Origin of the sequence: Candidatus Koribacter versatilis Ellin345 (assembly GCF_000014005.1) — a bacterium.
Lineage (GTDB): Bacteria > Acidobacteriota > Terriglobia > Terriglobales > Acidobacteriaceae > Korobacter > Korobacter versatilis_A.
This window is the reverse complement of the sequence record NC_008009.1, coordinates 4,589,452-4,612,551: the sequence shown is the minus strand read 5'-3', so window position 1 is coordinate 4,612,551 and position 23,100 is coordinate 4,589,452. Positions and strand designations below refer to the sequence as shown.

Here is a 23,100-nt window from a genome sequence, read left to right as displayed (position 1 = left end):
AACTCTCTGTCTTGCACATTTGCCGCTCCGCTTTCGCAGCGCCCTCATTGCTGCTGCCATCCGCCGTCCAGTACTCAACGACAAATCAGTTGCTCGCGAGCGGTACCGACGCGGAGCCGATGATCGCTCCGGAGTTCTTCTCTTGTACAAAGACAACGGCTCTGGTGCTCTTAGGGTTCCAGGACTTGTCCAGCGCAAGATTGATCTCCTTCGAGAAACCTTCCTTCGACAAAGAGCCAATCTTCTCGAGGCGGTGAACGACGGCGACGTGAGTAAGAGTCCGTCCCTTGTTCTCGCCGTTGCGCACTTCTGTCTTGAGTCCGTCTTCGGTGATTACCAGGAAGATGTCGTCGGAGTGATGGTCGGACTGAACTTCGACGTTGAGACGCGCGGCGGAGCTGAGGCGCAGGTTCACCTTCGCCGAGGGCGCCTGCTGTGCGGCAGCGAGGATCGCGTGCACGACTGCAGACTTATCGTTTGCACTCACCTGCTGATTTCCATCAATCACCATCTGTGGCGTGAAGGGAGAATCCAGCTTGAATTTCTGCGCATAGTTGTTTTGACGGTCAGTGAATTGTCGCGAAGAGAAGCGGTCGGTCCACCCATCGTGGTTCCAGTAATCCACGTGTTCACCAAGCGCAATCACCTCAGGTCGTCCAGGCGCATTCGCAGCGACAAGGTCCGCTAGCAACTGATCCGCTGGCGGACAACTTGAGCATCCCTCTGAAGTGAACAGCTCAACGACGACGGGCGCGGGCGCATCGCCCGCAAATGCTCTCATCGACGCAACCGAACAAATGAATAGAAGAAGAACGTATCTGTAACTTCTCATAACGAATTCCCCGCGATAGCGTAACCCTAGCGCGCTTCTGTGAGCGAATGCCTTGTTGTTTGACGAGCCAGTGAGACTGAGGGATGGAAATATTCGTAGCACGTTTCGTCCCGGCAACAACGTGCCCCACAGTTCTATGGAATCCAGTAAATCGTAGATTGATTCTATGAAAGGGATGAAGTCGGATGGTTGTGCGCCGCACGTTCCTCGGCATGGGCTGCATGTTCGAACCTTCGGGATGAAGTCCCTTTGTGCTCTTCTGAAAAGTCATAACACAGCAGAGCTTCGCAATTGACGAAATGCCCGAAATCACTGGGGATTTCGATGTGGCGCTCGATTTGCATCGTCGCCCGAGGGGTGTGGGGCCTACTCTCACGCCGCGAAAGGATGATGCATGATCGGATCAAGAGCAAGGTACACACTTCTGTGCGCGCTGCTATTTCTGTGTTCCGCCATGTTGTTTGGTCAGGCGGAGACAGGTTTGATCACAGGCACCGTCGTGGATGTTTCCGGCGCAGTTGTCGGCGGAGCGACGGTGACAGTGACGGACGTGAATACGGGCGCGCAGCGAACCGCTACCACCAATAACGATGGTTCCTACACGGTTTCCAACCTCAAACCGTCGATGTACGAAGTCGTGATCGACAAGCAAGGCTTCACCAAATACACCCGCAGGATCGCGGTGACCGTCGGATCAAGAAATGAACTTTCGGCGCAGATGAGTGTGATGGGCGGCGGTACTACCGTCGAAGTGACCGCGGAATCAGGCGGCGCCGCGGTGAACACCGAAACCCAGACGCTTTCATCGGTCGTGAGCGGCGCGCAGATCACCGAACTCCCAACTCTCACCCGCAATCCATACGACCTCGTTGCCACCGCCGGCAACGTGACAGAAGACACCACCGGTACCATGCGCGGTGCAGGCTTCTCGATCAACGGTCAGCGCTCAGCATCAACCGATGTACTGTTAGACGGTGGTGAAAATGTCGATATGTTCACCGCTTCCGTCGGGCAGCAGGTTCCGCTCGATTCCGTGCAGGAATTTCGCGTTGTCACCAGCAACTTCACCGCAGAATATGGCCGCGCGGGCGGCGGCGTCCTGAACGTCGCTACCAAATCTGGCGCCAATGCCTTCCATGGCACCGCGTATGAGTTCAACCGCATATCTGCGCTGGCGGCGAACACCTGGGAGAACGACACCAACGATATCCCCAAGTCCACGTTCACGCGCAATCAGTTCGGATATTCGGTGGGTGGGCCAATCATCAAGAACAAACTGTTCTTCTTCTCCAACACCGAATGGATCCGGGTCCGCAGCAGTTCGAACCAGATCGTCTCGATCATTGATCCTGCGATGTTCCCGAACCTGGCTCCGAACTCGGTAGCTGCGCTGTCGTATGCTGACGTGCGCTCGAACGCGACTTTGCTCGGCTCTACCTCATGCGCAGCCGATGCTCTGTGCTCCCCTCTGCTCGCGAGCAATGGCGGACCGTTGCCCAATGGCTCGCCGTTCACCCAACAGTTGTCGTACACGGCGCCCGCAGAGGCAGGTGGCGGCCTTCCGGAAAACACCTGGATGACCGTCAACCGCTTCGACTACAACATGACCGACAAAACCACCTTCTTCGGCCGCTACGCTGGATACCACGAAGAGGATTTCAACGGGACCGTCAACAGCAGCCCGTACTCCGAGGGATTCGATACCGGCCAGAACATCTTCAACAACAACGTGCTTATCAACATGACGCACGTGTTCACTCCCAACATCGTGAGCCAGTCGAAGTTTGATTTCAACCGACTGAACTTGCTGCAACCGCTCGGAACCCAGCCCGTGGGGCCAACGATGTACGTCTCCTCGCAAGGCGTGCCCACCTCCGGCGGATACTCGCTGATTTTCCCCGGATATAGCGAATTCACGCCAGGTAACTCAATTCCATTCGGCGGCCCGCAGAACCTCTATCAATTCTTCCAGGATGTCTCATGGACGAAAGGTCGTCACCAGCTGCGTTTTGGCGGACAGTACATTCACATTCGCGATAACCGCACCTTCGGCGCTTATGAAAACGCTGTGCAGTATCTCAGCACGGGCGCACCCGTGACCGCGGGTGGAAATACTTATCGCGGCAACACCGCCGGCATTTACAACCTAGTCGCCGGCAACATCGCGAACATGCAAGTCGCGGTTGACCCTCGCGGAGCGTTCCCCGGAGACAACATCTCTCTTCCGGCAGGCGCACCGAGCTTCTCGCGTAACAATCGCTTCAACGACGGCGCGTTCTACCTCCAGGATTCCTGGAAAGTAACCAGCCGCTTGACGCTCAACTACGGCGTGCGCTGGGAGTACTACGGTGTGCAGCACAATGCCGATCCCTCGCTCGATTCCAACTTCTACGAAGGGTCCGGTGCGACGCTGCCGATCCAGGTTGAGAACGGGACCGTGCAGATTGCCAATCAGAGCCCGGTCGGCTCTCTCTGGGAGCCTTCCAAACACAACTGGGGTCCGCGCCTCGGCTTCGCCTGGGACGTCTTCGGTGATGGCAAAACGGCGATACGCGGTGGTTGGGGCATGAGCTACGAGCGGAACTTTGGCAACGTGACCTTCAATGTCATTCAGAACCCACCGAATTACGCAGTTCTGAATGCAGTGAACACGCCCGTGACGCTCGACAACTTCGGGCCTCTCTCCGGCAGCAGCGGCAGCGTAGTTCTTCCTCCAACCACTCTGCGTGCCGTGCAGCCCAACATTGACAACGCGTACACCGAGTTCCGCAGCCTATCGCTGGAACGCGAGGTACTAAAAAATAGCCTGGTTGCCTTTGAATACAGCGGCTCGAACGGCGTTCACCTGTATGACATCGGCAACACGAACGTGTTTTTCCCGGGGTATGCTGGCTACGGTGATTACTTCGATCCTGCTACCTATCACTCTGGAGTTGCGTGTTATCCCGGATGCCGCCTGAACCAGCAGTATTCGAACATCAACAGCCGTGGCAGCCGCGGATTCTCGCGCTACAACGGCCTGAACACACGCTTCACCACCAACAATCTCTTCAACAAAGGTCTGCAGCTCAACTTCAACTGGACGTGGTCACACTCGATTGACAACTTGAGCTCAACCTTTAGCGAAGGCAACAACGGCGCGTTCCAACTCGGTTACGAAAACTACTATGCTCCGCAACTCGACACCGGCAATTCCGAGTTCGACGTCCGTCACCGCATCGCGGTTAGCGCAGTCTGGGACCTGCCCTGGATGAAGAACGCGAGCAATGCGTTCGTTCGCCAGGCGCTCGGTGGGTGGAGCTTTTCTCCCCTGATCACCTACCATACCGGCTACCCGTTTTCGGTCTATGACTGCACCAACGGAATCAGCCAGTGTCCGCGCTACTTGCCGACGGGTGGTGAACGCGACGGCTTCGCCAATTCATCAACCTACGCTGGTGGAGGCGTCTTCAATTACCTGAATGCCGGCTCGCTCGTCGCAGCTCCTGGCTTCGGAATGCCGGGTGTCGGCGGTTCGAGCCAGGTTCCGGAAGCGCCTTGCCAGGGAGCGATCGGATGCAACTGGGCCGTCGGTCCGCGCAACATGTATACCGGCCCCGGCAATCACCAGTTCAACGCGGTTATCGGGAAGACGTTCAAACTCACCGAACGGTTCAACTTGCAGTTCCGCGGCGAGATGTACAACGTCTTCAACAACCACAACTACTTCCTGCTCACGTCGAACGCCGACGTCAGCAGCGGTGCGCTGGGAAGCCCGTTCTTCGTACAAGCTGTTAAGGGCGGCTTCGGCAATCCGACGGACGAACGTCGTAATGTTCAGTTCGGCTTGAAGTTGATTTTCTAAATCAGACTCCGCTACTAAACGGGGAACTCCTGCATAACTCGAGTTCCCCATTTTTGTTTTCTACGAAGTGGTTATTGCAAAGTCGCTCGGAGCGGTTATTGCGTTATGACCGCGACGGGGTCAAAGTGAACACAGTGTGGTAACTGTGGGGTACCCGTGGACAATTTCTCATTTACGCTGCCAACCATCGCCGGCACAGTCATCTTTCTTATCGGGATAGCGTTGTGGCAACGCGGCTCGTCGCAACTGGGATTGCAAGACCGGTTCCTCGCGCTCGGGACTGTATTTTTCGCCAGCTCTTTTGCGGCCTTCGGAGTGGAACATCTCGTCATCGCGCGTGTAATCGCGACGATCGTTCCACCGTTTATGCCGGGCAAGCTTTTCATCGCTTATTTCGTTGGCGTAGCGTTGATCGCAGCCAGTCTTAGCTTCACGTTCAAGCAGAAGGTGCCCTTGGCCGCAGGCCTTACGGCGCTCATGTTCCTCCTGTTCGTCTGCCTCATGCACATTCCCGCTGCGGTGCATCAGCGTACGAACCGTTTATTTTGGCTGCTTACCCTGCGTGACAGCAGCTTCGGGATCGGCGCTTTCACGCTGTTTGTTTGCACGAGCAGTGCTGAGGCAATTCGAACCCGTCGCAACGGATTGCTGTTGTTCGCTCGCTTCTGGATCGCCTCGGCCATCGTGATCTACGGAATCCAGCAGTTGCTCCATCCTCAGTGCTCGCCCGGTGTGCCGGATGGACGCATAACCCCAACCTGGGTCCCGGCTCCGCATTTCCTCGGCTACGCGGCGGGGGCTCTACTTCTTCTCTGCGGCCTGTTGATATTCACTGGTCGCTACGCACGCCTGGGGGCGATGTGCGCGGGCGCATATATGGCATTCTTCACGCTCTTCCTCTATGTGCCGGACACGTTCATGCTGCCCACCGACCGGAGACTCCTTGGAGCGAACTACATTTTTGACACGCTCCTCTACGCCGGCGCGATGTTGCTCGTAGCGCGCGCAATGCCGGAGCCTGAAACATTTGCCAGGCGCAACGAAATACCTGCTTCCACTACTGCGATCTCGAACGTCTAAATCGCAGCCCGATAGATCGGGCCGGGTTATCTGGATTCGAGTGGTTATCTCAGATCTTCTCGGTGTGGATATTGAATATAACCACCACTGGCTTCATTCTTGACTCACCACACAAGATGCGGACTGTCCTGCGCAATCTTGGTTCAGTTCCCTGGTCGGAGGATGGGTTGTGTTATTTGGATCAGACATTCTGCTTATTACGGATGACGTTAGCTTGCGTCAAGTGCTCGATCTCATGCTTCGCGACCAAGTGAATTCCCCGGTTGCGACGATTTCAAGCGGTTCGGCAGTCCAGGAAGTGATGCGGCGTGCTCCCAGGCTCGTGTTGGTGCACGATCGCGTTCGCAGCCTCGATGGACTGCACATCGCGACGGAAATTCTCAAGAGTTGCCCAGCGAAAGTCGTCCTCATCGCGAGTGACGCGTCTCGCGCCGCGGATGCCTACGAACTCGGCATCACCGACTTTCTCATGCTTCCCCTTCGCCGCCAGCGCGTACTCAACTGCCTCACCCGCGCGCTCAGCGCCGCCCCGTTCTTACGAAAAAAGCTGCACGTGATCAGCGGCGGACCTGCAAAGCCCCCGCTGCGCTTTAAATCCCGGCACGGTTTCATCTTCGTGCAGGACTCGGAAATCGTCTGGATCTCGGCGGCGGGCAATTACCTGGAACTCCACTGCGTATCGGGTACGCATCGCGTACGCGGCACGCTTCTCGAAACCTGCGCTCGGCTAGAGAACCATCGCCAATTCCTGCGCGTGCATCGCTCCATCGTCGTGAACGCGGAATACCTCCGCGAAGTTCGTTCCTGGGGCGTGGACGAATACGTGGTCGTGCTCGACGATGCAAAGGAACTTCCGGTCAGCCGCAAAGACGTGATCGACGAGTGGGTAGCGTCCACTCGTGGTCTGCCAAGCGAGGACGGATGCTGTCGCATTGACGAAGCGGCCCAAATCTCCGGGCGAACGATCAAGACCGATCCACAGCCCGAGGCGCGTATCAGCTAAGCTGCGGACGGACTTATCTCCGTCCGCGCAACACCTCGCGGATCTGCTTCACCGCCCTCGGAATTCTCTCTGGCGGTGTCCCGCCGAAGCCGAGGACAAACCCGTGCTTTGCGGCTGGACCGTGATAGCAGTGTGAAAGCGGCCACAGCCACAGTGGCTCCCGTGCCGCTGCCTTGCAAATCTCCACGTCGTCCTTCAGGCCTTTTGGAAGCACGACCAGGTGTAACCCCGCCTCTGCTCCCACGATTTCAGCCTCGCCTCCGAGCGTCTTCTCGAGAGACTCCACCAACACGCTCCGCCGTTCGCGATAGGTTAGGCGCATGTTCCGCAGGTGTCGCGCAAAATGGCCTTCACGCAGGAAGTCGTTGACGACCGTCTGGATCAGCTCTTCTGAGCCAAGATCGGTAGACCACCGAACTCGCATGAAGTGCGGCACCAGGTCGCGCGGAATCACCACATAGCCAATGCGCAGTGCAGATGACAACACTTTGCTGAACGTACCGATATAAATCACGCGGCCGTCGCGATCGAGGCCTTGCAACGACGCGATCTGCTTGCTCTCATACCGAAATTCGCCGTCGTAATCGTCCTCGATGATCCATGAACCTTGCTTCGACGCCCAAGCCAGCAACTCCAACCGGCGCGAAACGCTCATCGTCATCCCAAGAGGGAATTGGTGTGACGGGGTAACGATCACAGCGCGAGCATTGCGACACATCTTGATTCCGCGCACCACATCGATGCCTTGCTGGTCCACTGGCACCGGCACGATGCGGCATCCCGCCATGCTCAGCACGTCGCGTGCGAGTTGGTAACCAGGCTCTTCCATCCAGACCGCGCTACCGGGATCGAGCAGCGCGCGCACTGTGAGTTCCACGCCGTTCTGTGAGCCGTTCGTGATCATGATCTGATCGGCCGTGCAATTCACAGCCCGAGACGTCCGCAGATAATCGGCAACCGCTTCGCGTAACTCGATCGACCCCATCACGTCGCGCGCCGGACCAATGCCCGCGCCGTTGCGCGCGCTGCGCGCGACCAGTCGCGTCCAGGTACGATGCGGGAAGTGTTCCAGCGCCACGCCTCCCACGTTGAACGCGCCTCTCCCCGCGATCCAGGGAGGCAGGAAGGGCCGGTAGGGCGTCAAACATCGCGACGAGACATTCCGCGGACCGGGCTCGATTGGAGGCGGAATCTGCGCTTTGCCCGCCACCGAACGTTGCTGGGGCAGTGCCTCGCTGATGACGGTTCCGATCCCGGAGCGCGTTTCGAAATATCCCTCCGCGAGCAGTTGTGCGTATGCCGTCAACACCGGCATTCGGGAGATTTCCAACTCCATTGCCAACGCGCGGGTGGAGGGCACCATCTGCCCCGGCCGCAATCGGCCGCCGAGGACGGCCGAGCGATAGCTCTCATACAACTGCCGATGCAGCGGCAGTGCGGCATGACGATCGACTCCGATCATTGGCACTGCCGATGAAGGACGACTGCTCACTGGGATTCGCCTCGCAAGGTGGTCTTAGCCATTACACTCGGATTGGATGTTTTCATGAGCCACCTCGAACCATAAAGATGCGGCTACAATACGGCTCACCTCATCCAATTGAGCAGACCCTAATGTGTGGCCGTTATCGCCTGACGCGCAAAAAAGAGATCCTCGCCGAGCATTTCGGCATTGAGCCACCCGACAACTGGCAGCCGCGCTATAACGTCGCGCCCGGCCAGGAGGTGCCCGTCATTCGGCAAGACGCCGAACAACCGAGGCGCTACGGCTCCAACATGAAGTGGGGGCTCATCCCCTTCTGGTCGAAAGACCCCAACATCGGCTTCAAGATGATCAACGCGCGCTCCGAAGGCATTACCGAAAGGGCGGCATTCAAAGAAGCCCTCAAGAAACGCCGCTGTCTGATTCCCGCCGACGGCTTTTACGAGTGGCAGAAATCCGGCAACAAGAAGCGCCCCTTTTGTTTCACCATGTCCGACGAATCGCCCTTCGCCTTCGCAGGCTTATGGGAGCGCTGGAAAAATCCCGAGGGCCAGTGGATCGAGACCTGCTCGATCATCACCACGACTCCCAACAAACTCACGGAAGATGTGCACGACCGCATGCCGGTCATCCTGCATCCAGACGACTACGATCTCTGGCTCGACCCCGGCTTCCAGAAAACTGAAGACCTCGTTGCCCTCCTCAAACCTTATGACCCCGAAGCCATGTCGCGCTACGAAGTAAGCGACCGCGTAAACGCCGTGAAGAATGACGATCCCGAATGTGTGGCGCCCGTACAACCGGAACCCCCGGAAGCGCAAGCCACGCTCTTCGGCTGAAGATTGCCGTACCGCTTCGCGTAAGCCACATCACCGTTGGAATTGCCACTCCTCTCTCTTGTCATCCAGAGCTGGACGTAAGTCCGGAGAAGGATCTGCTGTTCCTCCGGAATCGCAAACAATCGCGCCCTTGCACATCCTCCCACAACCAATTACAACGTTCTGTCGCATCCAAGAGGATTAATGACCTACATCCAATTCCTCGGCGCCGCGGGCGTCGTCACCGGTTCCAAACACCTCGTCAACACCGCTGCCGATGAATCCGGCACCCGCGGTTTCCAACTGTTGATTGACTGCGGTCTTTTCCAGGGCCAAAAAGAATGGCGCGAGCGCAACTGGCGCGACACTCCAATCCCCGCGCGTGAGATCGATGCCGTCGTCCTCACCCACGCGCATCTCGACCACACTGGCTGGATCCCGCGCCTGGTGAAAGAAGGTTTCACCGGCCCCATCTACGCCACATCGGCCACCGTGGATCTCTGCGGTGTCATCCTGCCTGACAGCGGACACCTCCAGGAAGAAGATGCGGCGTTCCATAACAAGATCAAGAGCTCGAAGCACGACCCGGCTCTGCCGCTCTACACCATGCAGGAAGCGCTCGACAGCCTAAAGCTCTTCAAGGCCGTGGACTTCGAGAAGCAGACCGATGTCTCACCCGAGCTGAGCTTCCGCTACGTCCGAGCCGCGCACATCCTCGGCTCCTCGATGGTGGAGCTCACCGTGAAGCAGAACGGCTCCTCGAAGCTCGTACTCTTTTCCGGCGACATCGGGCGCGTTCGCGACACGGAGGTTGCGCCCGGCAAAGTCGTGCGCTCCGGTCCCTATGAAGGCGAATCCGCCGACATCGTTGTGATGGAATCCACCTACGGCAATCGCGAGCATCCCAAAAACGACCCGCGCCCCGAGATGGCTAAACTCATTCGCGACACCGTCGGCCGCGGCGGCTCCGTTGTCGTTCCCGCCTTCGCCGTCGAGCGCACGCAGAAGCTGGTCTTCATGGTGAAGCAGATGATGGAGAACAACGAGATTCCCAAAGTTCCCGTTCACTGCGACAGCCCCATGGCGATCAAGGCCGTCGAGATCTTCCTTAAGCACGAAGAAGAATTCACCGACGAAACCAAGCGCCTCATCGATCAATACGGCAGCCCGCTCACCTGGCCAGGCTTTTACTTCGACACCACGCAGCAGGAATCGAAGAAGATCAACAACTCGAACTATCCTCAGATCATCATCTCGTCGAGTGGCATGGCCACCGGAGGCCGCATCCAGCATCACCTCGCGCAGCGCCTCCCGGATCCCAAGAACCTTGTGCTCTTCATCGGATTCCAGGCACCCGGGACACGTGGTCGCCAGATCAAAGACGGCGAGAAAGAAGTGAAGATTTTCGGCCAGATCGTTCCCGTCCGCGCCCAGGTCGCCACCCTCGAACAGTTCAGCGACCATGCCGACACGAGCGAGCTTCTTGAATGGCTACATACGTTCAAGAAGGCGCCATCGCAAACCTGGCTCGTCCACGGCGAGCCCGACGCCGCGCAGAAACTCCGAGACGCGATGATCAAAGCGCTGCACTGGAACGTGAACGTAGCGCAGTGGATGCAAAAAGCCCCGGTATAGTAGAGCGGGTGGGACTTCAGCGACTCATCCCAAGTCTTGTTTAGCGAACCTGGGACGAACTCCATTCAGTCCACTTGCGCTCACACTTTTCAAGTGTTACTGTCTGTAACACTATGGAGCGTAACACTCCCTTAGCACACGATCCCGCCGAACTCGGCGACCTCGAACGCGATGTCCTTGAAATCGTCTGGAAGCGTGGTACGGCTTCGGCCGAACACGTCCGCGAAGAGATTAATCGTCCGTTGAAAGACTCAACCATCCGGACCGTTCTACGGCGCCTGGAAGAGAAGGGCTATCTCGAACACGAAACCGAGCAACGCACCTTCATCTACCGTCCCTCCGAATCGCGCCAACGCGTTGCCGGCCGCGCCGTGCAGCAGATCGTAGATTGGTTCTGCGGCGGCTCTGTGGAAGAGTTGCTCGTTGGCATGGTTGACTCCAAAGTCGTAGGCCGCGCCGAACTCGAACGCCTCGCCCGCCGGATCGCTGCTGCGAAGAAGGAGAGCAAGTCATGATTTCGGTACTCCTTGAAGCTGCCGCTCGCGCCCTCGCGCTCGCCCTCATCACTTACGCGCTGTTGTGGATGCTGCGCGTGAAGAACGTCGCTGCCCAGCGCACCGCCTGGACCATCGTCCTGTTTGCGGCCTTCGCCATGCCGCTGCTTATGCAGTCCCCGTGGGTGCCCGCGCCATTGCAATGGCGGCCAAACTTCTCTGCACCGCAAACGCCAACCATCGCACCTGCGACTGCCCCCGCCCGGGCGCCGGTCACATACGTTCGCTCCGCTGTCGGTTTGGGATCGCGTACCGCCAGCCTGCCGCCATCGGCCAAACCGCTGCAGTCTCGCAATGAGGTACCAGCTTGGCGTCCCACTCCGGCGTTGTTCTTCGCGCTTTACGCCGCGATCACGGGCGTTCTTTTGACCCGCCTGCTGGTCGGTCTTGTCTCGGCTTGGCGCATTTGGCGTCGATCCACTCCAATTGCGGCAGATTCGAACGCGAGTCCTTCCGTCCGCGTCAGCGCCGAGGTTCTTTCTCCCGTGACCATCGGCTCCGGCATTCTGCTTCCGTCGGAATTCGACCAATGGTCGCCTGAAAGGCTGCGAGCCGTACTCGCACACGAGCGCGCTCACGTACGTCACTTCGACTTCCATCTGCAATTGCTGGCTGGCATTTACGCCGCGATCTTCTGGTTCAGCCCGCTGGGCTGGTGGCTCCGTCGCCACCTCGCTGTTCTTGCCGAAGCGATTAGCGACCAGGCTGGCATCGCGGAATCCGGCACGCGTTCCGACTACGCAGAAATCGTTCTTCATTTCGCGGCGATGCCGCGTCGTTCTATGACTGGAGTTGCTATGGCCTCTTCTGGAAATGTCACTCGTCGTATCGAACAGCTTCTCAACGAAGACCTTTATCGTGCCGCGTTCTCGCGCGGACAGAAGCGCGCCCGCATCGCGTTCCTGTTAGTTACCTTCGCGGTGTTTACCACCAGCCTTCTTATGCACGTCCCCTCCGCACGCGCCGCACAGAAAGCGCCTGCACCACCGCCAATGGTGGCCGTACAACTGGAAACGCCCGCTCCGCCCGCCTCAGCTCCCGAACCGCCGCAGGCTCCTGAAGCCACCAACAACACCAACGTGAACTCGAACTCAAACTCAAACTCAAACTCGAACAACAATACAAACACGCTGACAGAAACGCGAGACGCCAACTCCACAACTTATTCCTACGGCGTCTCGGACGACGGCAATTCCTACTCCGACGGCGAATCCTACGCCATTGTCGACGGCACGAAGACCAACATGACCTTCTCCGGTCACTGGGCGTCGAGCCACTCCCGCGAAGAAATTGAAAAAGCTCGCCGCGTGGCTAACAATGGCAAGTTCCTTTGGTTCCACCACGCAGGCAAATCGTACGTCGTTACGGATCCCACGATCATCGCGAACTTGCAGGCCCTGTACGCGCCGATGGAAGAACTCGGCCGCCAGCAGGAAGAACTCGGCAAACAGCAGGAAGCCCTCGGAGAGCAGCAAGAGGCACTCGGCAGGAAGCAGGAAGAAGCGAGCGTTCCTACTCCAGACATGACGCGCGAAATCGCCGCGATCAACGAAGCCGCCGCCAAGCTGCAGGCGCAAAAAGGTAAGGACATGACCTCCGAACAACTCGCCGACCTTCAGGAGAAGCTCGGTGACTTGCAGGGCCGTCTCGGCGAAGTCCAGGGCAAGATCGGAGAGAAGCAGGGCAAGCTAGGCGAAGAGCAGGGCAAGCTTGGAGAACAGCAAGGCAAGCTCGGTGAGAAACAAGGCAAGCTCGGCGAGCAGCAGGGAAAAATCGCGGAGGCCGCCGACAAAAAGGTCAAAGCCGTAATTCAGGAGACGCTCAGGAACGGCAAAGCGCAGCCGGTCCAGTAAGGATTTCCGAGAAGCCCCGCGAGTTCATTTCGCGGGGCATTTTTGCGTCTGGGCCCGAAGCTACTCGCATCGCAGCGCTTCCATCGGCTGCACTTTCGCGGCACGTCGCGCCGGCAGATAGCTCGCCAGCAACGTACTTCCAAACAACACTGCGCCCACTCCCACAAACGTAATCCAATCGCGCGTCGAGACACCAAACAACAAGCTCTTCACCACGTTGCTCGCCGCCAGCGCCGCGATTACGCCGAGTCCAAGCCCGATCGCCACCAGGTTCACGCCCTGCCGCAACATCATCACCAGCACCGACGACGTCTGCGCACCCATCGCGAGCCGTATGCCGATCTCACGCGTTCGCTGGCTCACCAGGAACGAAATCACGCCGAAGAGTCCAGTTGCTGCGAGCACCAGAGCCAACCCTGCAAACAAGGTCAACAGCATTGAGGTCACTCGTGTGTTCGTCAGCGAATCGTCGCGTACTTCTCGCAAAGTCTTGAAGTCGGTCACTGGCTGTTCGTTATCGAGCTCGCGCACGGCTTTCGTAAACAGGCTCCGGGCCGCATCCTCGTCCATCGTTGTGCGGACAACGAACCTGCCGGCTCCCCCGATCTGTGCCGCGGGAACGTACACTTCGTCAATTGGTGGCCGATCCAGTCCGAAATAGCGAACGTCGCCCACCACGCCAACAATGCGCCACCAGTTCTCCCCGTTGTCGTAGGAAACGCGCCGCCCAACCGGATCTTCGTTGCCGAAGTACCGCTTCGCCGTTGAGGCGCTGAAGATCGTCACGTTCTCCGACTTGGTCGTATCCAGGGCGTTGAAATCTCGGCCCGCCATAAACGGCACACCGAGCGTAAAGAACGCATTCGGCGACACTGCGGACGCATCCACTTCCACGTTAGGCGCGTTCGGGTCCTTCACCTGTTTCTCAATCATCATCGGCTGCGGCGTGGGGGATGTGCTCCCCAATGGCAGTCCCGAAATGGACGCCGCCGACGTTACACCCGGCAGTTGCTCAATCCGCTGCTTCACCCGTTGTTCCAACTCGGCGAACTTGACTGGTTCTGCATATTTCGTGAAGTTGACGGGCAGCGTGAACGCAACCACGTTCTCCGCATTGAACCCAGCGTCGACCTTCTGCAGCTTGTCGAAGCTGCGCAGAGTGAGCCCTGCAATCACCAGCAGTACATAGCTGATGCACACCTGCGCTACGATCAGCGCGCTACGGAGAGACCATCCCATGTGCCCGGCGCTGGAACTGCGCGCACCGGTCTGCATCTGGCCCGCAAGACGCCGCGTGCTGTTCAGCGCCGGCGCCAGGCCGAACAGCAGGCCCGTCGCTATGCTAACCACCATCGTGAACGCCAGGACCGCTCCACTGATCTGCACTTCGGCTGCGCGCGTCGTGAATCTCGCCAGGAAGATAGAAAGCAGGTGAGTTCCTACCTGCGCAAACAAAAGTCCCACCAGACCACCCGCAATCGCTAGCAGCGTACATTCCGTGAGCACTTGCCGGATCAGCCGCGTACGCGGTGCGCCGAGCGAGCTGCGAATCGCCATCTCGTATTCGCGTTGCGTCATGCGCGCCAGCGCAAGGTTCGCCACGTTTGCGCAAGAAATCACCAGCACCAGGGCGGACGTAATCAGCAGCATTATCAGCAGCGGCCGTGCCCTGGTAGTCAACATCGTCTGCAGCGAATCAATGTGCACCGCAAAGTGGTCAAGCCGGTAGGCATTCGGGTACTGCTGTGTAAAGCGGGCCGCGATTGTGCTGGTTTCCGCATTTGCCTGCTCCAGGGTCACGCCTGGTTTGAGGATGCCGAACACGTTCAGCATGCGCATCGCGCGGTTCTCCAGCATGTGCGCGCTCATCCGAGTCGGACACGCCGACACCGGCATGTACACGTCATTCTCTCTCGGATACTGCGGGATCGGCGGAAGCACACCAATCACAGTGTGCAACTTGTCGTTCATCCGAAACGATTTGCCCACGATGTTCGGATCGCCGCCATGGTGCTCCTGCCAGTACTTGTAGCTCAGCACCAGCACTGGCTCCGCGCCCACCAGGTCTTCTCCGGCGCGGAATGTCCGTCCAAGAAGCGGCTTCACGCCGAGCACATCGAAGAAGTTCGCCGAGACGACCCCGGTCTCCACGCGGTCCGGTTCGCGGCCAAGCAGAATGAACTGCATCGAGTGATACTCGACCAAGCCATCGAACGAATGCGCCTGCTTCCGATAGTCCTCAAGCTCCTGCACCGACACCGCTAACTTCGGCGAGGTCGCACTGCGCGCCGACTGTTGCAACAGGACGAGGCGCTTGCCGTTCGCATATGGCAGCGGCTTCAGCAGAATGCCGTAAATTGCGCTGAACAACGCAGTGTTGGCGCCAATTCCCAGCGCCAGCGCAGCAATCGCCAGCAACGCATATCCGGGACTCTTCCGAAGCCCGCGGAACCCATACCGCACATCCTGCAGCAATGAACGCATAGCCATCCTCACAAGAGAAAGCTTGTGTGAGTGGATTCGAAGCACGACGAGTACCAGCCGCCGCTGCCAGTACGCCTCATGAATTCAGGCACTTACGTCCAGCGCTTCGGGAGCGCTGGCACCTTGTTGTCCGTCCACGGAGGTAAATGTCCGAGAATGAACGCCGAGTCTTACTTCCAAATGGACTTCAGCTTCCAGACTTGTGCCGATGTCGGCTTGCTGCCAAATGTCTCGACGCGCACTTGCGGCTTTGTGGGAAACACCAGGTTGTTCATCGCGATGGTGCCATCTTGCGCAAACGCCTCAACCGACGATCGATCCACAATCACGTGCAGATCGAACCCACGTCCTTCTGTGAGCGGTGCAACTGTCGTGCCCGGAAACTCCTGCGCCACCGTCACGCTCGACTTCGTGCGGTCCATAAAGAGCTGCTGGTTCTTTCGGTCGAAGCCAATCTCAACGTAGTGTTCTTTGTCAGAGTAAATCCGCATTCCAAAGATTTGCTCCGCCTTCGGATCGAACGTCACCTGCAACTCGAACGGCGCTTCTCGTGGAGCCGACGTGAGAGTCGTCGCCGCCCCATCGCGCAGTGTTTCCACCACCGGCTCCTGCTTCAGCCCCAATCCTTCCACGTCCTTCACGAACGAGAGCCTACGCGGCAAACTCATTTGTCCACGCCACGGAGATGTCGGCAACTTTGCAGCGTATTCCCAATTACTCATCCAGCCCAGCAGAACGGGCTTCTCATCTTTCGCGATGTTGTTGAAGTTAATGGCGCAGTAATCGTCTTTGCCGTAGTTCGTCCAGCCATGCGCGCCCTTCTCGTGCGATGCGGTAAATGTCTTGCCGTCGAAAGCACCGAAGAAGTATTGCTCCCCTGATCCGCCCTGCGGTGCCCCAGGATTCAGCCCGACCTTCAACGCCCACGTGCTCTTCGTCGGATCCTGCGCAGAAGGTACTCGCAGAAGATCGGGACACTCCCAATCACCGTCCGTATCTCCGAGCTGTCCGAACTCGCTCAGCAACGCCCACTGTTTCAAGTTCGTTGAACTGTAGAACTGCACATCGTGTTCTTTCGGCAGCGACACCGCCATCACCCACCGGTGTCGCTCCTCGTCCCAAAACACGCTGGGGTCGCGGAAATCCGCCATCTTCAAATCAATCACGGGGTTCTTGTCGTAGTTCGTCCACGTCCGCCCGCGGTCCACGCTGTACGCCACGTACTGGGCCTGCCGCGTCCCGCCGGGGAAGTGTTCTTGATATCCGGTGTAAATCGCAACCAGGCATTCCGTCTTCGGCTTGCAGAACCCGCTCGAGTTCTCGTGGTCCACGACGACGCTGCCGGTGAAGATCATCACGCCGTCCTTCTCCGGAACCGCGACGGGCAGTTCCTCCCAATGCAGCAAATCTTTGCTCACGGCGTGTCCCCAGCTCATGTGTCCCCACACATCGCCGAACGGGTTGTACTGGAAGAAGAGGTGATATTCGCCGTCAAAGAACACCAGCCCGTTAGGATCGTTCGTCCAATGCTCGCGCGGCGAGAAATGCACCTGCGGACGATACGGCTGGTCATATTGGGGAAGAGCAGGAAGTGCAACGGCAATCAACGCAAGCAGAGCGAGAACGTGGCGCATGGGAGAAGAATCTATCAATATTGCATTGCGGAAGCCAGATCGCCATACGGAAGCCAACACCGCTGCCCGTCCCGCCCACTCCTCTATCCTGTCATCCTGAGGAACGTAGCAACGAAGGATCTGCTGTTTGCTTCGGGCTCCGACGCCCCCTGTCATCCTGAGCGAAGCGTGCGAAGCACGCGCAGTCGAAGGACCCCTATCCTCGCGAAGAACTATAGGTTCGTAAACTCCACCAGCAACCGCAGCCTCCCTTTCGCCTGCCCACTATCAATCGCATACGCCGCAACGGGAATCGCCGCTCCCATCGTCTCTGCCTGACCCGCCGCCACCAGTGCCGCGGCAGCATTCAGCAGCACAACATCGCGCTTCGGAGACCGCTCGCCATCAAGAATCGCGCGAATGATCGCAGCATTGACCTGCGCATCGCCGCCCTCGAGCGCACTCAGCGGCGCGCGTTGCAGTCCAAACTGTTCGGGCGAAATCTCGTACGATGTCACCTTTCCATCGCGTACTTCCGCAACTTTCGTCGGGCCGGATATCGTGATCTCATCCAGTCCATCCCACCCATGTACCACCAGCGCGCGCTTCAACCCAAGCTGTAAGAGGGCCTGCGCCAGTTTCTCAACAAGCTGCCCTGTGTACACACCTACAACCTGGCATGAAGCATTCGCCGGGTTCGTGAGCGGTCCCAGCAGATTGAACACCGTGCGCATCTTCAACTCACGCCGCGCCGGCTGCACATACTTCATCGCCGTGTGCATCGCCGGCGCAAACAGGAACGCGATCCCGACTTTCTCCAGGCACTCCGCCATGCGTTCTGCCGGAAGGTTGATGTTCACTCCCAGCGCCTCGACCACATCCGCCGACCCACACTTCGAAGTCACACTACGGTTGCCGTGTTTCGCCACCTTCACGCCCGCACCCGCCACAACTAATGCCGTCGCCGTCGAGATGTTGAACGTCCCGCTGGCATCGCCCCCGGTGCCGCAGGTATCGAGCAGCGCATCGCGCTCGGTGCCGCTCACGTCGAGCGCTGAGTCGCGCACGATCAACGGCGTCGCGGCCGCACGGATCGCCTCCGCGAAGCCGACAATCTCATCCACCGTCTCGCCCTTCATCTGCAACCCGACGAGCAACGCCCCGATCTGCGCGTCGGTGGTTTTTCCTCCCAGGACGTCAGCCATGGTTTCGCGCGCCTGTTCGCGCGTAAGGTCCCGCCGGTGAACGACTATCTGATGTAGGGCGTCCGTGATCATTCGTGTTTCATTTATACGTGTTTCACTTATGAATGTGGGGCTCGATTTGAGCTATCCTGCGGGCTGAAATCGGGGTACCCTCTTGGGGCAAGATCTGCGTCCATGGCTGCTGCCCCCCGTAAACAATCGCGCGCCCAACGACTCTTCCAGCGCGGAGCCGCGCTCGCTGCCGTCTTCACGGCAGTGCTACTCATTGGTGTCGAAAATACCAAGCCCATGCGGTGGCTCGAAACCGGCACCTACGACGCGCGTATGACGTGGAGCCTCGATCCCTCACGTGCCGATAAAAGCATCGTCATTCTCGACATCGACAACCCCAGCTTCGAGATCCTGAAGGAAAGCTTCGGACGCTGGCCCTGGACGCGTATGGCATGGGCCGGCGCCATTGATTACATGGCCGACGGCCACCCGAAAGTCATCGCCTTTGACTTCAAGTTCGGTGGCAGCGAAGACCCCAAAGTCGACCAGGCCTTCGCCGAATCCATTCGCAGCGGCCGCAATGTTCTCCTCGGCTTCTCCTTCGATCCCGCGCAGATCGAGGACGTCTCCGACGTGAAGAACCGCAAGCTCGCGCTCCTCGCCCGCGAGTCTCTCAGCGACAGTCACATCCTCGGCGAACATTTTCCTCCCGCGGACCAGAGCCTCAACGTTCCGCTCGACATTCTCGCCAAAGCTTCCGCCGGTATGGGCTGCCTCAACGCCGTTTATGACGACGATGGCGCCGTGCGCCGCATGCCGCTCGGCTGCAACTATGGCGACCTCGCCTTCCGTACCCTCGACACTCGTGCTGTGGACTACGTTCGTGGCCACGATGCCAGCCGCTTCATCCGCGACGGCCGCTATGGCGACAGCACCGGCGAGCGTATTCCCGTCGATGCCAACGGTCATCTCCTGGTCTGGTTTCATGGTCGTCCGCACGGCACTTACGAACGGGTTCCTTTCTGGAAGCTGGTATGTTCCGCCGCGCCCGACAGCTGTCCGAACCTGAAGGAGCCGATTCCGCCTTCTTACTTCAAGGACAAGATCGTCCTCGTGGGCGCCAGCGCATCGGGGAGCTTTGAGCTTCATTCCACGCCCGTAGGCGATGCGCCGGGTGTGTTCGATCGCGCTGCTGCCATCGACAACCTGCTGCATGGCGAAGGCATATTGATCGCGCCGCTCTGGCAACACTGGATCCTCATCGCCATCATGGCGCTGGTCGGCTGGATGGTGCTCACGCGTCTCGGCGTTAGCGTCGTCGGCGCGCCGGTAATGCTGTCGATCCTCGGCGTCTATGCGGTATTGGCAGCTGCGGTCTTCCGGGTCGAACATCTCTGGCTGCCGATGGTCTCGCCTTTGAGCGCGGGAGCGCTTGCGTATATCAGCGCCGGTGGTGTGCGCTATGTCACGACGGGCCGCGAACTCCGCGCCACGCGCCACGCACTGGAGCGCCACATGTCGCCGCAACTCGCGCAATACGCGCTGGAACACGGCGATAACCTCGCCGGCGAGCGCCGCGAGCTCACCATCTTCTTCTCCGACATTCGCAGCTTTACCACGCTCACCGAGAGCCTCCGCGACCATCCCGACAAGTTGCTCGCGCTCCTCAATGAATACCTCACGGCGATGTGCGAGGTCATCTTCAAGTACGAGGGTGTAGTCGACAAGTTCATCGGCGACGGCATTCTCGCGCACTGGGGAGCGTTCACGGAGGGCAAGAACCACGCGCTGCTCGCGGCGCAAGCCTCACTCGAGATGCTCGACCGCCTCAAGCAGATGAACGCCGATTGGGCGGCGCAAGGCCGCGACCAACTGGCCATCGGCATTGGTCTCAACACCGGCGAAGTGACCTTCGGTAACGTGGGCGCAGGCCAAAAGACTGAGTTCACCGTGATCGGTGATCCGGTAAACTTGGCGTCGCGTTTAGAAGGCCTCAATAAAGAACACCATACTTCCATCATCATCAGCGAATTCACTCTCGAACACTTGCGCGGTCTTGTGCAGACGCGCGAACTCGGCGGCGTAAAAGTTAAGGGCAAGACGATCGAAACGCAGATTTATGAATTGCAGGGTTTAGCAACATCGCAAGAACCGGTCCCGGCGCAAACCGTCGGGTCACGAGCTTAAATTCGAAAGCAGGGAAACATGAGTAGAAATTGGATGCGGGCCGTGCTCATCTTCCTCCTGTGCTGCCTGGGCTTCGGCCAGCAACAGGCCGACCAGCAGCAGGGAACCACCAATCAGCAGACTCCGGCTGACCAACAACAGCAGCAGCAACAACAACAGCAGCAACCGCCGCCGGAACAGAAAAAATCCAAGTTCGGCAACATCCTGCACAAGCCAGTGACTGCCAGCAACTCTAACCAGTCGAAGGACACCGCCAGCCTTGGCCCTAACGGACTGGACCCGGATGGTATGCCGACCAAGTCCCAGATGGACGAGTCTGCCAGCGCCGCGGATGACGCGAAAGCCGCAGCCCTCAGCCAGCAGGTCACCAACGTTGACGAAGTCAACAAGTTCATCCAGCAGGGCAACCTGAAGAACGGAAGGGGCTAGAGATATGCGCAAAACACTTATCGCAACTCTCGTGCTCGTCGCATTCTCCAGCTGCGCCTTCGCCCAGTTTGGCAGCGTGGTGAATCGCGTCAAAAAAGCGAGCGACGCCTTCACCCCCTGGTCTCCTGAACAGGAGAACGCAATCGGCCAGGCATCGGCCGCCAAGATGATCCACGTCATGGGACTCATCGAGGACCCGGCGCTGAACAAGTACGTCCAGTACGTGGGCAGCACCGTGGCGCGCCAGGCCGGGCGCCCCGTGCCGTATCACTTCGCGATCCTCGAAGCGAAGACTCCTGCCGGACGTTTCACCGTCAGTGCCTTCGCTTTGCCGGGTGGCTATGTGTTCGTCACCAAGGGAGCGCTCGATCACATGACCGATGAGGCGCAACTCGCGGGCGTGCTCGCCCACGAAATTGCCCACGTCGATGGCCGCCACCTCGAAAAGGCGATCCAGAAGAAGAAGGCCAAGGGCATGGCGATCGAAGAGGGCACGTCGCACATCCCCGGTCCTTCTGAGTTAAAGAACATCGCCAACAACGTCATTTCGGCTGCCTTGTTGGAGCAGGTCAATCCGAAAGACGAAGACGAAGCGGACAAAAAGGGAACGCAGTTCGCTGCCGGCGCCGGTTACGACGCCACCGGACTGAAGCGTTTCCTCGAAGTGCTGCAAGCGGAATCGCAAAGCGGCAAGGTGACCCCACAGGACACGAAGTTGTGGGGCGCTACCCATCCTCCGATCGGCGATCGCATCGCGCGCTTGAACAGCCAGACGGGCGCTGCTCCGGGCGGCCAGACTCTACCGGACCGCTTCAAGACCGGCTATGAAGGCAAGCCTGTGCTAGCCGGCGCAACCGTACCCGCTGCCACTCCGGCACAAGCCCCGGCGGCCAGCGCAAACGCGTCCACGCCAGCGCAGACCACCGCGCCGACGAACAACGCGACGCAATCCAACAACAGCACCCAGCCCGCACAGCAAGACGCCCAGAAAAAGAAGAAGAGCCTGGGCGGAATGGTCCCTCACTAGACTCCGTAGCCACCACACATCAGCCCCGGTTTGTGCCGGGGCTTTTCTATTTCCTTCGAGGGTACCCCCTCCCCCTCCAAAAACCGCAAAATCTTCAAAACGCATGACTTAGCTGATGGATAGTCTGCAAAATATTCCATCCAAAGGAGTTAGAGGCGGAATATTCAGGAATAAGGAGTTAGCGGGCGCTTTTTGCCCCGGGCGCAACAGCAGATTCTTCGTCGGGCTCACGCCCTCCTCTGAATGACAAGAGGCGGCGATGGAGCGACGGACGGCATCGCGGGCTGGCCGCGCGAAATTTCACAGATCTTGTGTATTGCTATTGGGAATGCCCCGCGTGCACAGATTACGTGGGTCAGCCGCAAGAGTCAGTGAGTGACGACACAGGGCGATGTGCGATGGATCACGGTGCGATGTAACAAGAAACGCAGTGTTGGAGGCGGTTCTCCTCACGCTCCGTTATGCTCCCTGCATGGACGATCTGCGATACATCACCGAGCCCAAGGTTCTCAAGCACCTGCTGGAACAAACTCGGGAACTGAACTTTTCCATGGCGTCGGAGCCCCTGGTGGGATCGCTTTTGCGTTCTCTCGCCGCCTCGAAGCCGGGTGGCCGCTTGCTGGAACTCGGTACTGGGACTGGCATCTCCGCCGCATGGATACTCGATGGCATGAGCGACGATGCCACGCTGGTGAGCGTGGACAACGATGCCGCCGTGCAGGATGTCGCGCGCAGAGCGCTCGGCAACGACCGACGCTTGACCGTCGTGACCCAAGACGGGACCGCATTTCTGAAAAAACAAACCGCTGCCAGCTTCGATTTCGTCTTCGCCGACGCCATGCCGGGAAAATACGAAGGCACCGAGTTGGCCCTGTCTTTGGTGAAGCCGGGCGGCATCTTCGTAATCGACGACATGCTACCGCAGCCCAACTGGCCCGAGGGCCACGCTGCCAAGGTTCCCGTGCTCATCGATCTGGTGGCGAAGGACAAACGATTCGAAACCACTCCCATAAGTTGGGCTAGCGGCGTGGTTGTGGCTGTGCGGAAATTGGAGTGAGATCG

The 23,100-nt window shown here is 58.9% G+C and carries 16 protein-coding genes; 11 read left to right on the top strand and 5 right to left on the bottom strand.

Annotation, left to right across the window (positions count from 1 at the left end; all coding sequences use genetic code 11):
- Positions 1-85 precede the first annotated feature (85 nt).
- Entirely contained in the window at positions 86-832 is a 747-nt protein-coding gene (locus ACID345_RS20175; RefSeq protein ID WP_011524695.1) for a DUF1223 domain-containing protein, read from the bottom strand.
- Between the two features lie 481 nt (positions 833-1,313).
- Between ACID345_RS20175 and ACID345_RS20170 the strand changes: the two genes are divergently transcribed.
- From ACID345_RS20170 to ACID345_RS20160, 3 genes are all read left to right on the top strand, one after another.
- Positions 1,314-4,676 (top strand): TonB-dependent receptor, encoded by a 3,363-nt coding sequence (locus tag ACID345_RS20170; protein ID WP_041855926.1) that lies wholly within the window; start codon positions 1,314-1,316, stop codon positions 4,674-4,676.
- A 156-nt stretch (positions 4,677-4,832) separates the two neighbouring features.
- Positions 4,833-5,756 carry a DoxX family membrane protein gene (locus tag ACID345_RS20165; RefSeq protein ID WP_011524693.1) on the top strand — a complete coding sequence of 308 codons (924 nt, stop codon included), beginning with the start codon at positions 4,833-4,835 and terminating at the stop codon, positions 5,754-5,756.
- Between the two features lie 169 nt (positions 5,757-5,925).
- Positions 5,926-6,759 carry a LytR/AlgR family response regulator transcription factor gene (locus ACID345_RS20160; protein ID WP_011524692.1) on the top strand — a complete coding sequence of 278 codons (834 nt, stop codon included), beginning with the start codon at positions 5,926-5,928 and terminating at the stop codon, positions 6,757-6,759.
- A 13-nt stretch (positions 6,760-6,772) separates the two neighbouring features.
- Here the strand turns inward: ACID345_RS20160 and ACID345_RS20155 are convergent, their stop codons facing one another.
- Positions 6,773-8,251, bottom strand: a complete 1,479-nt coding sequence (locus tag ACID345_RS20155) for a PLP-dependent aminotransferase family protein (protein WP_011524691.1) — start codon at positions 8,249-8,251, stop codon at positions 6,773-6,775.
- A gap of 122 nt (positions 8,252-8,373) precedes the next feature.
- Here ACID345_RS20155 and ACID345_RS20150 point away from each other — a divergent pair, with 122 nt between their 5' ends.
- The 4 genes from ACID345_RS20150 (at position 8,374) to ACID345_RS20135 (ending at position 13,102) form a co-directional block, all read left to right on the top strand.
- A complete protein-coding gene (locus tag ACID345_RS20150; RefSeq protein ID WP_011524690.1) occupies positions 8,374-9,081 on the top strand; it encodes an SOS response-associated peptidase in 708 nt (235 codons plus the stop codon).
- Positions 9,082-9,264: 183 nt separating this feature from the next.
- Positions 9,265-10,695, top strand: a complete 1,431-nt coding sequence (locus ACID345_RS20145; protein ID WP_011524689.1) for an MBL fold metallo-hydrolase RNA specificity domain-containing protein — start codon at positions 9,265-9,267, stop codon at positions 10,693-10,695.
- Between the two features lie 113 nt (positions 10,696-10,808).
- Positions 10,809-11,210: a BlaI/MecI/CopY family transcriptional regulator gene (locus ACID345_RS20140; protein ID WP_011524688.1), complete on the top strand. Its 402-nt coding sequence runs from the start codon at positions 10,809-10,811 to the stop codon at positions 11,208-11,210.
- Positions 11,207-13,102 carry a M56 family metallopeptidase gene (locus ACID345_RS20135; protein ID WP_011524687.1) on the top strand — a complete coding sequence of 632 codons (1,896 nt, stop codon included), beginning with the start codon at positions 11,207-11,209 and terminating at the stop codon, positions 13,100-13,102. Before ACID345_RS20140 ends, ACID345_RS20135 begins: the two co-directional genes overlap by 4 nt.
- Positions 13,103-13,162: 60 nt before the next feature.
- On the opposite strand, the gene ACID345_RS20130 is transcribed toward ACID345_RS20135, so the two are convergent.
- From ACID345_RS20130 to trpD, 3 genes are all read right to left on the bottom strand, one after another.
- Positions 13,163-15,586, bottom strand: a complete 2,424-nt coding sequence (locus ACID345_RS20130; protein ID WP_011524686.1) for an ABC transporter permease — start codon at positions 15,584-15,586, stop codon at positions 13,163-13,165.
- A gap of 170 nt (positions 15,587-15,756) precedes the next feature.
- Complete coding sequence (locus tag ACID345_RS20125) at positions 15,757-17,220, bottom strand: glycoside hydrolase family 32 protein (protein WP_041855925.1); 1,464 nt, start codon at positions 17,218-17,220, stop codon at positions 15,757-15,759.
- Between the two features lie 212 nt (positions 17,221-17,432).
- Positions 17,433-18,476 (bottom strand): anthranilate phosphoribosyltransferase, encoded by a 1,044-nt coding sequence (gene trpD, locus ACID345_RS20120; RefSeq protein ID WP_011524684.1) that lies wholly within the window; start codon positions 18,474-18,476, stop codon positions 17,433-17,435.
- A gap of 102 nt (positions 18,477-18,578) precedes the next feature.
- Between trpD and ACID345_RS20115 the strand changes: the two genes are divergently transcribed.
- From ACID345_RS20115 to ACID345_RS20100, 4 genes are all read left to right on the top strand, one after another.
- Positions 18,579-20,582, top strand: coding sequence for a CHASE2 domain-containing protein (locus tag ACID345_RS20115; RefSeq protein ID WP_011524683.1), 2,004 nt, complete (start codon positions 18,579-18,581; stop codon positions 20,580-20,582).
- Between the two features lie 18 nt (positions 20,583-20,600).
- Positions 20,601-21,011, top strand: a complete 411-nt coding sequence (locus tag ACID345_RS20110; protein WP_011524682.1) for a hypothetical protein — start codon at positions 20,601-20,603, stop codon at positions 21,009-21,011.
- A gap of 4 nt (positions 21,012-21,015) precedes the next feature.
- On the top strand, positions 21,016-22,038 hold the full coding sequence (locus ACID345_RS20105) for a M48 family metalloprotease (RefSeq protein WP_011524681.1): 1,023 nt from the start codon (positions 21,016-21,018) through the stop codon (positions 22,036-22,038).
- A 472-nt stretch (positions 22,039-22,510) separates the two neighbouring features.
- Entirely contained in the window at positions 22,511-23,095 is a 585-nt protein-coding gene (locus ACID345_RS20100) for an O-methyltransferase (protein WP_041855922.1), read from the top strand.
- Positions 23,096-23,100: the final 5 nt, after the last annotated feature.

Bases quoted from the DNA above. Each gene is read 5' to 3' on its own strand.
- ACID345_RS20140 (WP_011524688.1), top strand. From the start codon at position 10,809: ATGGAGCGTAACACTCCCTTAGCACACGATCCCGCCGAACTCGGCGAC.
- trpD (WP_011524684.1), bottom strand. From the start codon at position 18,476: ATGATCACGGACGCCCTACATCAGATAGTCGTTCACCGGCGGGACCTT.
- ACID345_RS20125 (WP_041855925.1), bottom strand. From the start codon at position 17,220: ATGCGCCACGTTCTCGCTCTGCTTGCGTTGATTGCCGTTGCACTTCCT.
- ACID345_RS20145 (WP_011524689.1), top strand. From the start codon at position 9,265: ATGACCTACATCCAATTCCTCGGCGCCGCGGGCGTCGTCACCGGTTCC.
- ACID345_RS20150 (WP_011524690.1), top strand. From the start codon at position 8,374: ATGTGTGGCCGTTATCGCCTGACGCGCAAAAAAGAGATCCTCGCCGAG.
- ACID345_RS20135 (WP_011524687.1), top strand. From the start codon at position 11,207: ATGATTTCGGTACTCCTTGAAGCTGCCGCTCGCGCCCTCGCGCTCGCC.
- ACID345_RS20115 (WP_011524683.1), top strand. From the start codon at position 18,579: ATGGCTGCTGCCCCCCGTAAACAATCGCGCGCCCAACGACTCTTCCAG.
- ACID345_RS20110 (WP_011524682.1), top strand. From the start codon at position 20,601: ATGAGTAGAAATTGGATGCGGGCCGTGCTCATCTTCCTCCTGTGCTGC.
- ACID345_RS20105 (WP_011524681.1), top strand. From the start codon at position 21,016: ATGCGCAAAACACTTATCGCAACTCTCGTGCTCGTCGCATTCTCCAGC.
- ACID345_RS20130 (WP_011524686.1), bottom strand. From the start codon at position 15,586: ATGCGTTCATTGCTGCAGGATGTGCGGTATGGGTTCCGCGGGCTTCGG.
- ACID345_RS20175 (WP_011524695.1), bottom strand. From the start codon at position 832: ATGAGAAGTTACAGATACGTTCTTCTTCTATTCATTTGTTCGGTTGCG.
- ACID345_RS20100 (WP_041855922.1), top strand. From the start codon at position 22,511: ATGGACGATCTGCGATACATCACCGAGCCCAAGGTTCTCAAGCACCTG.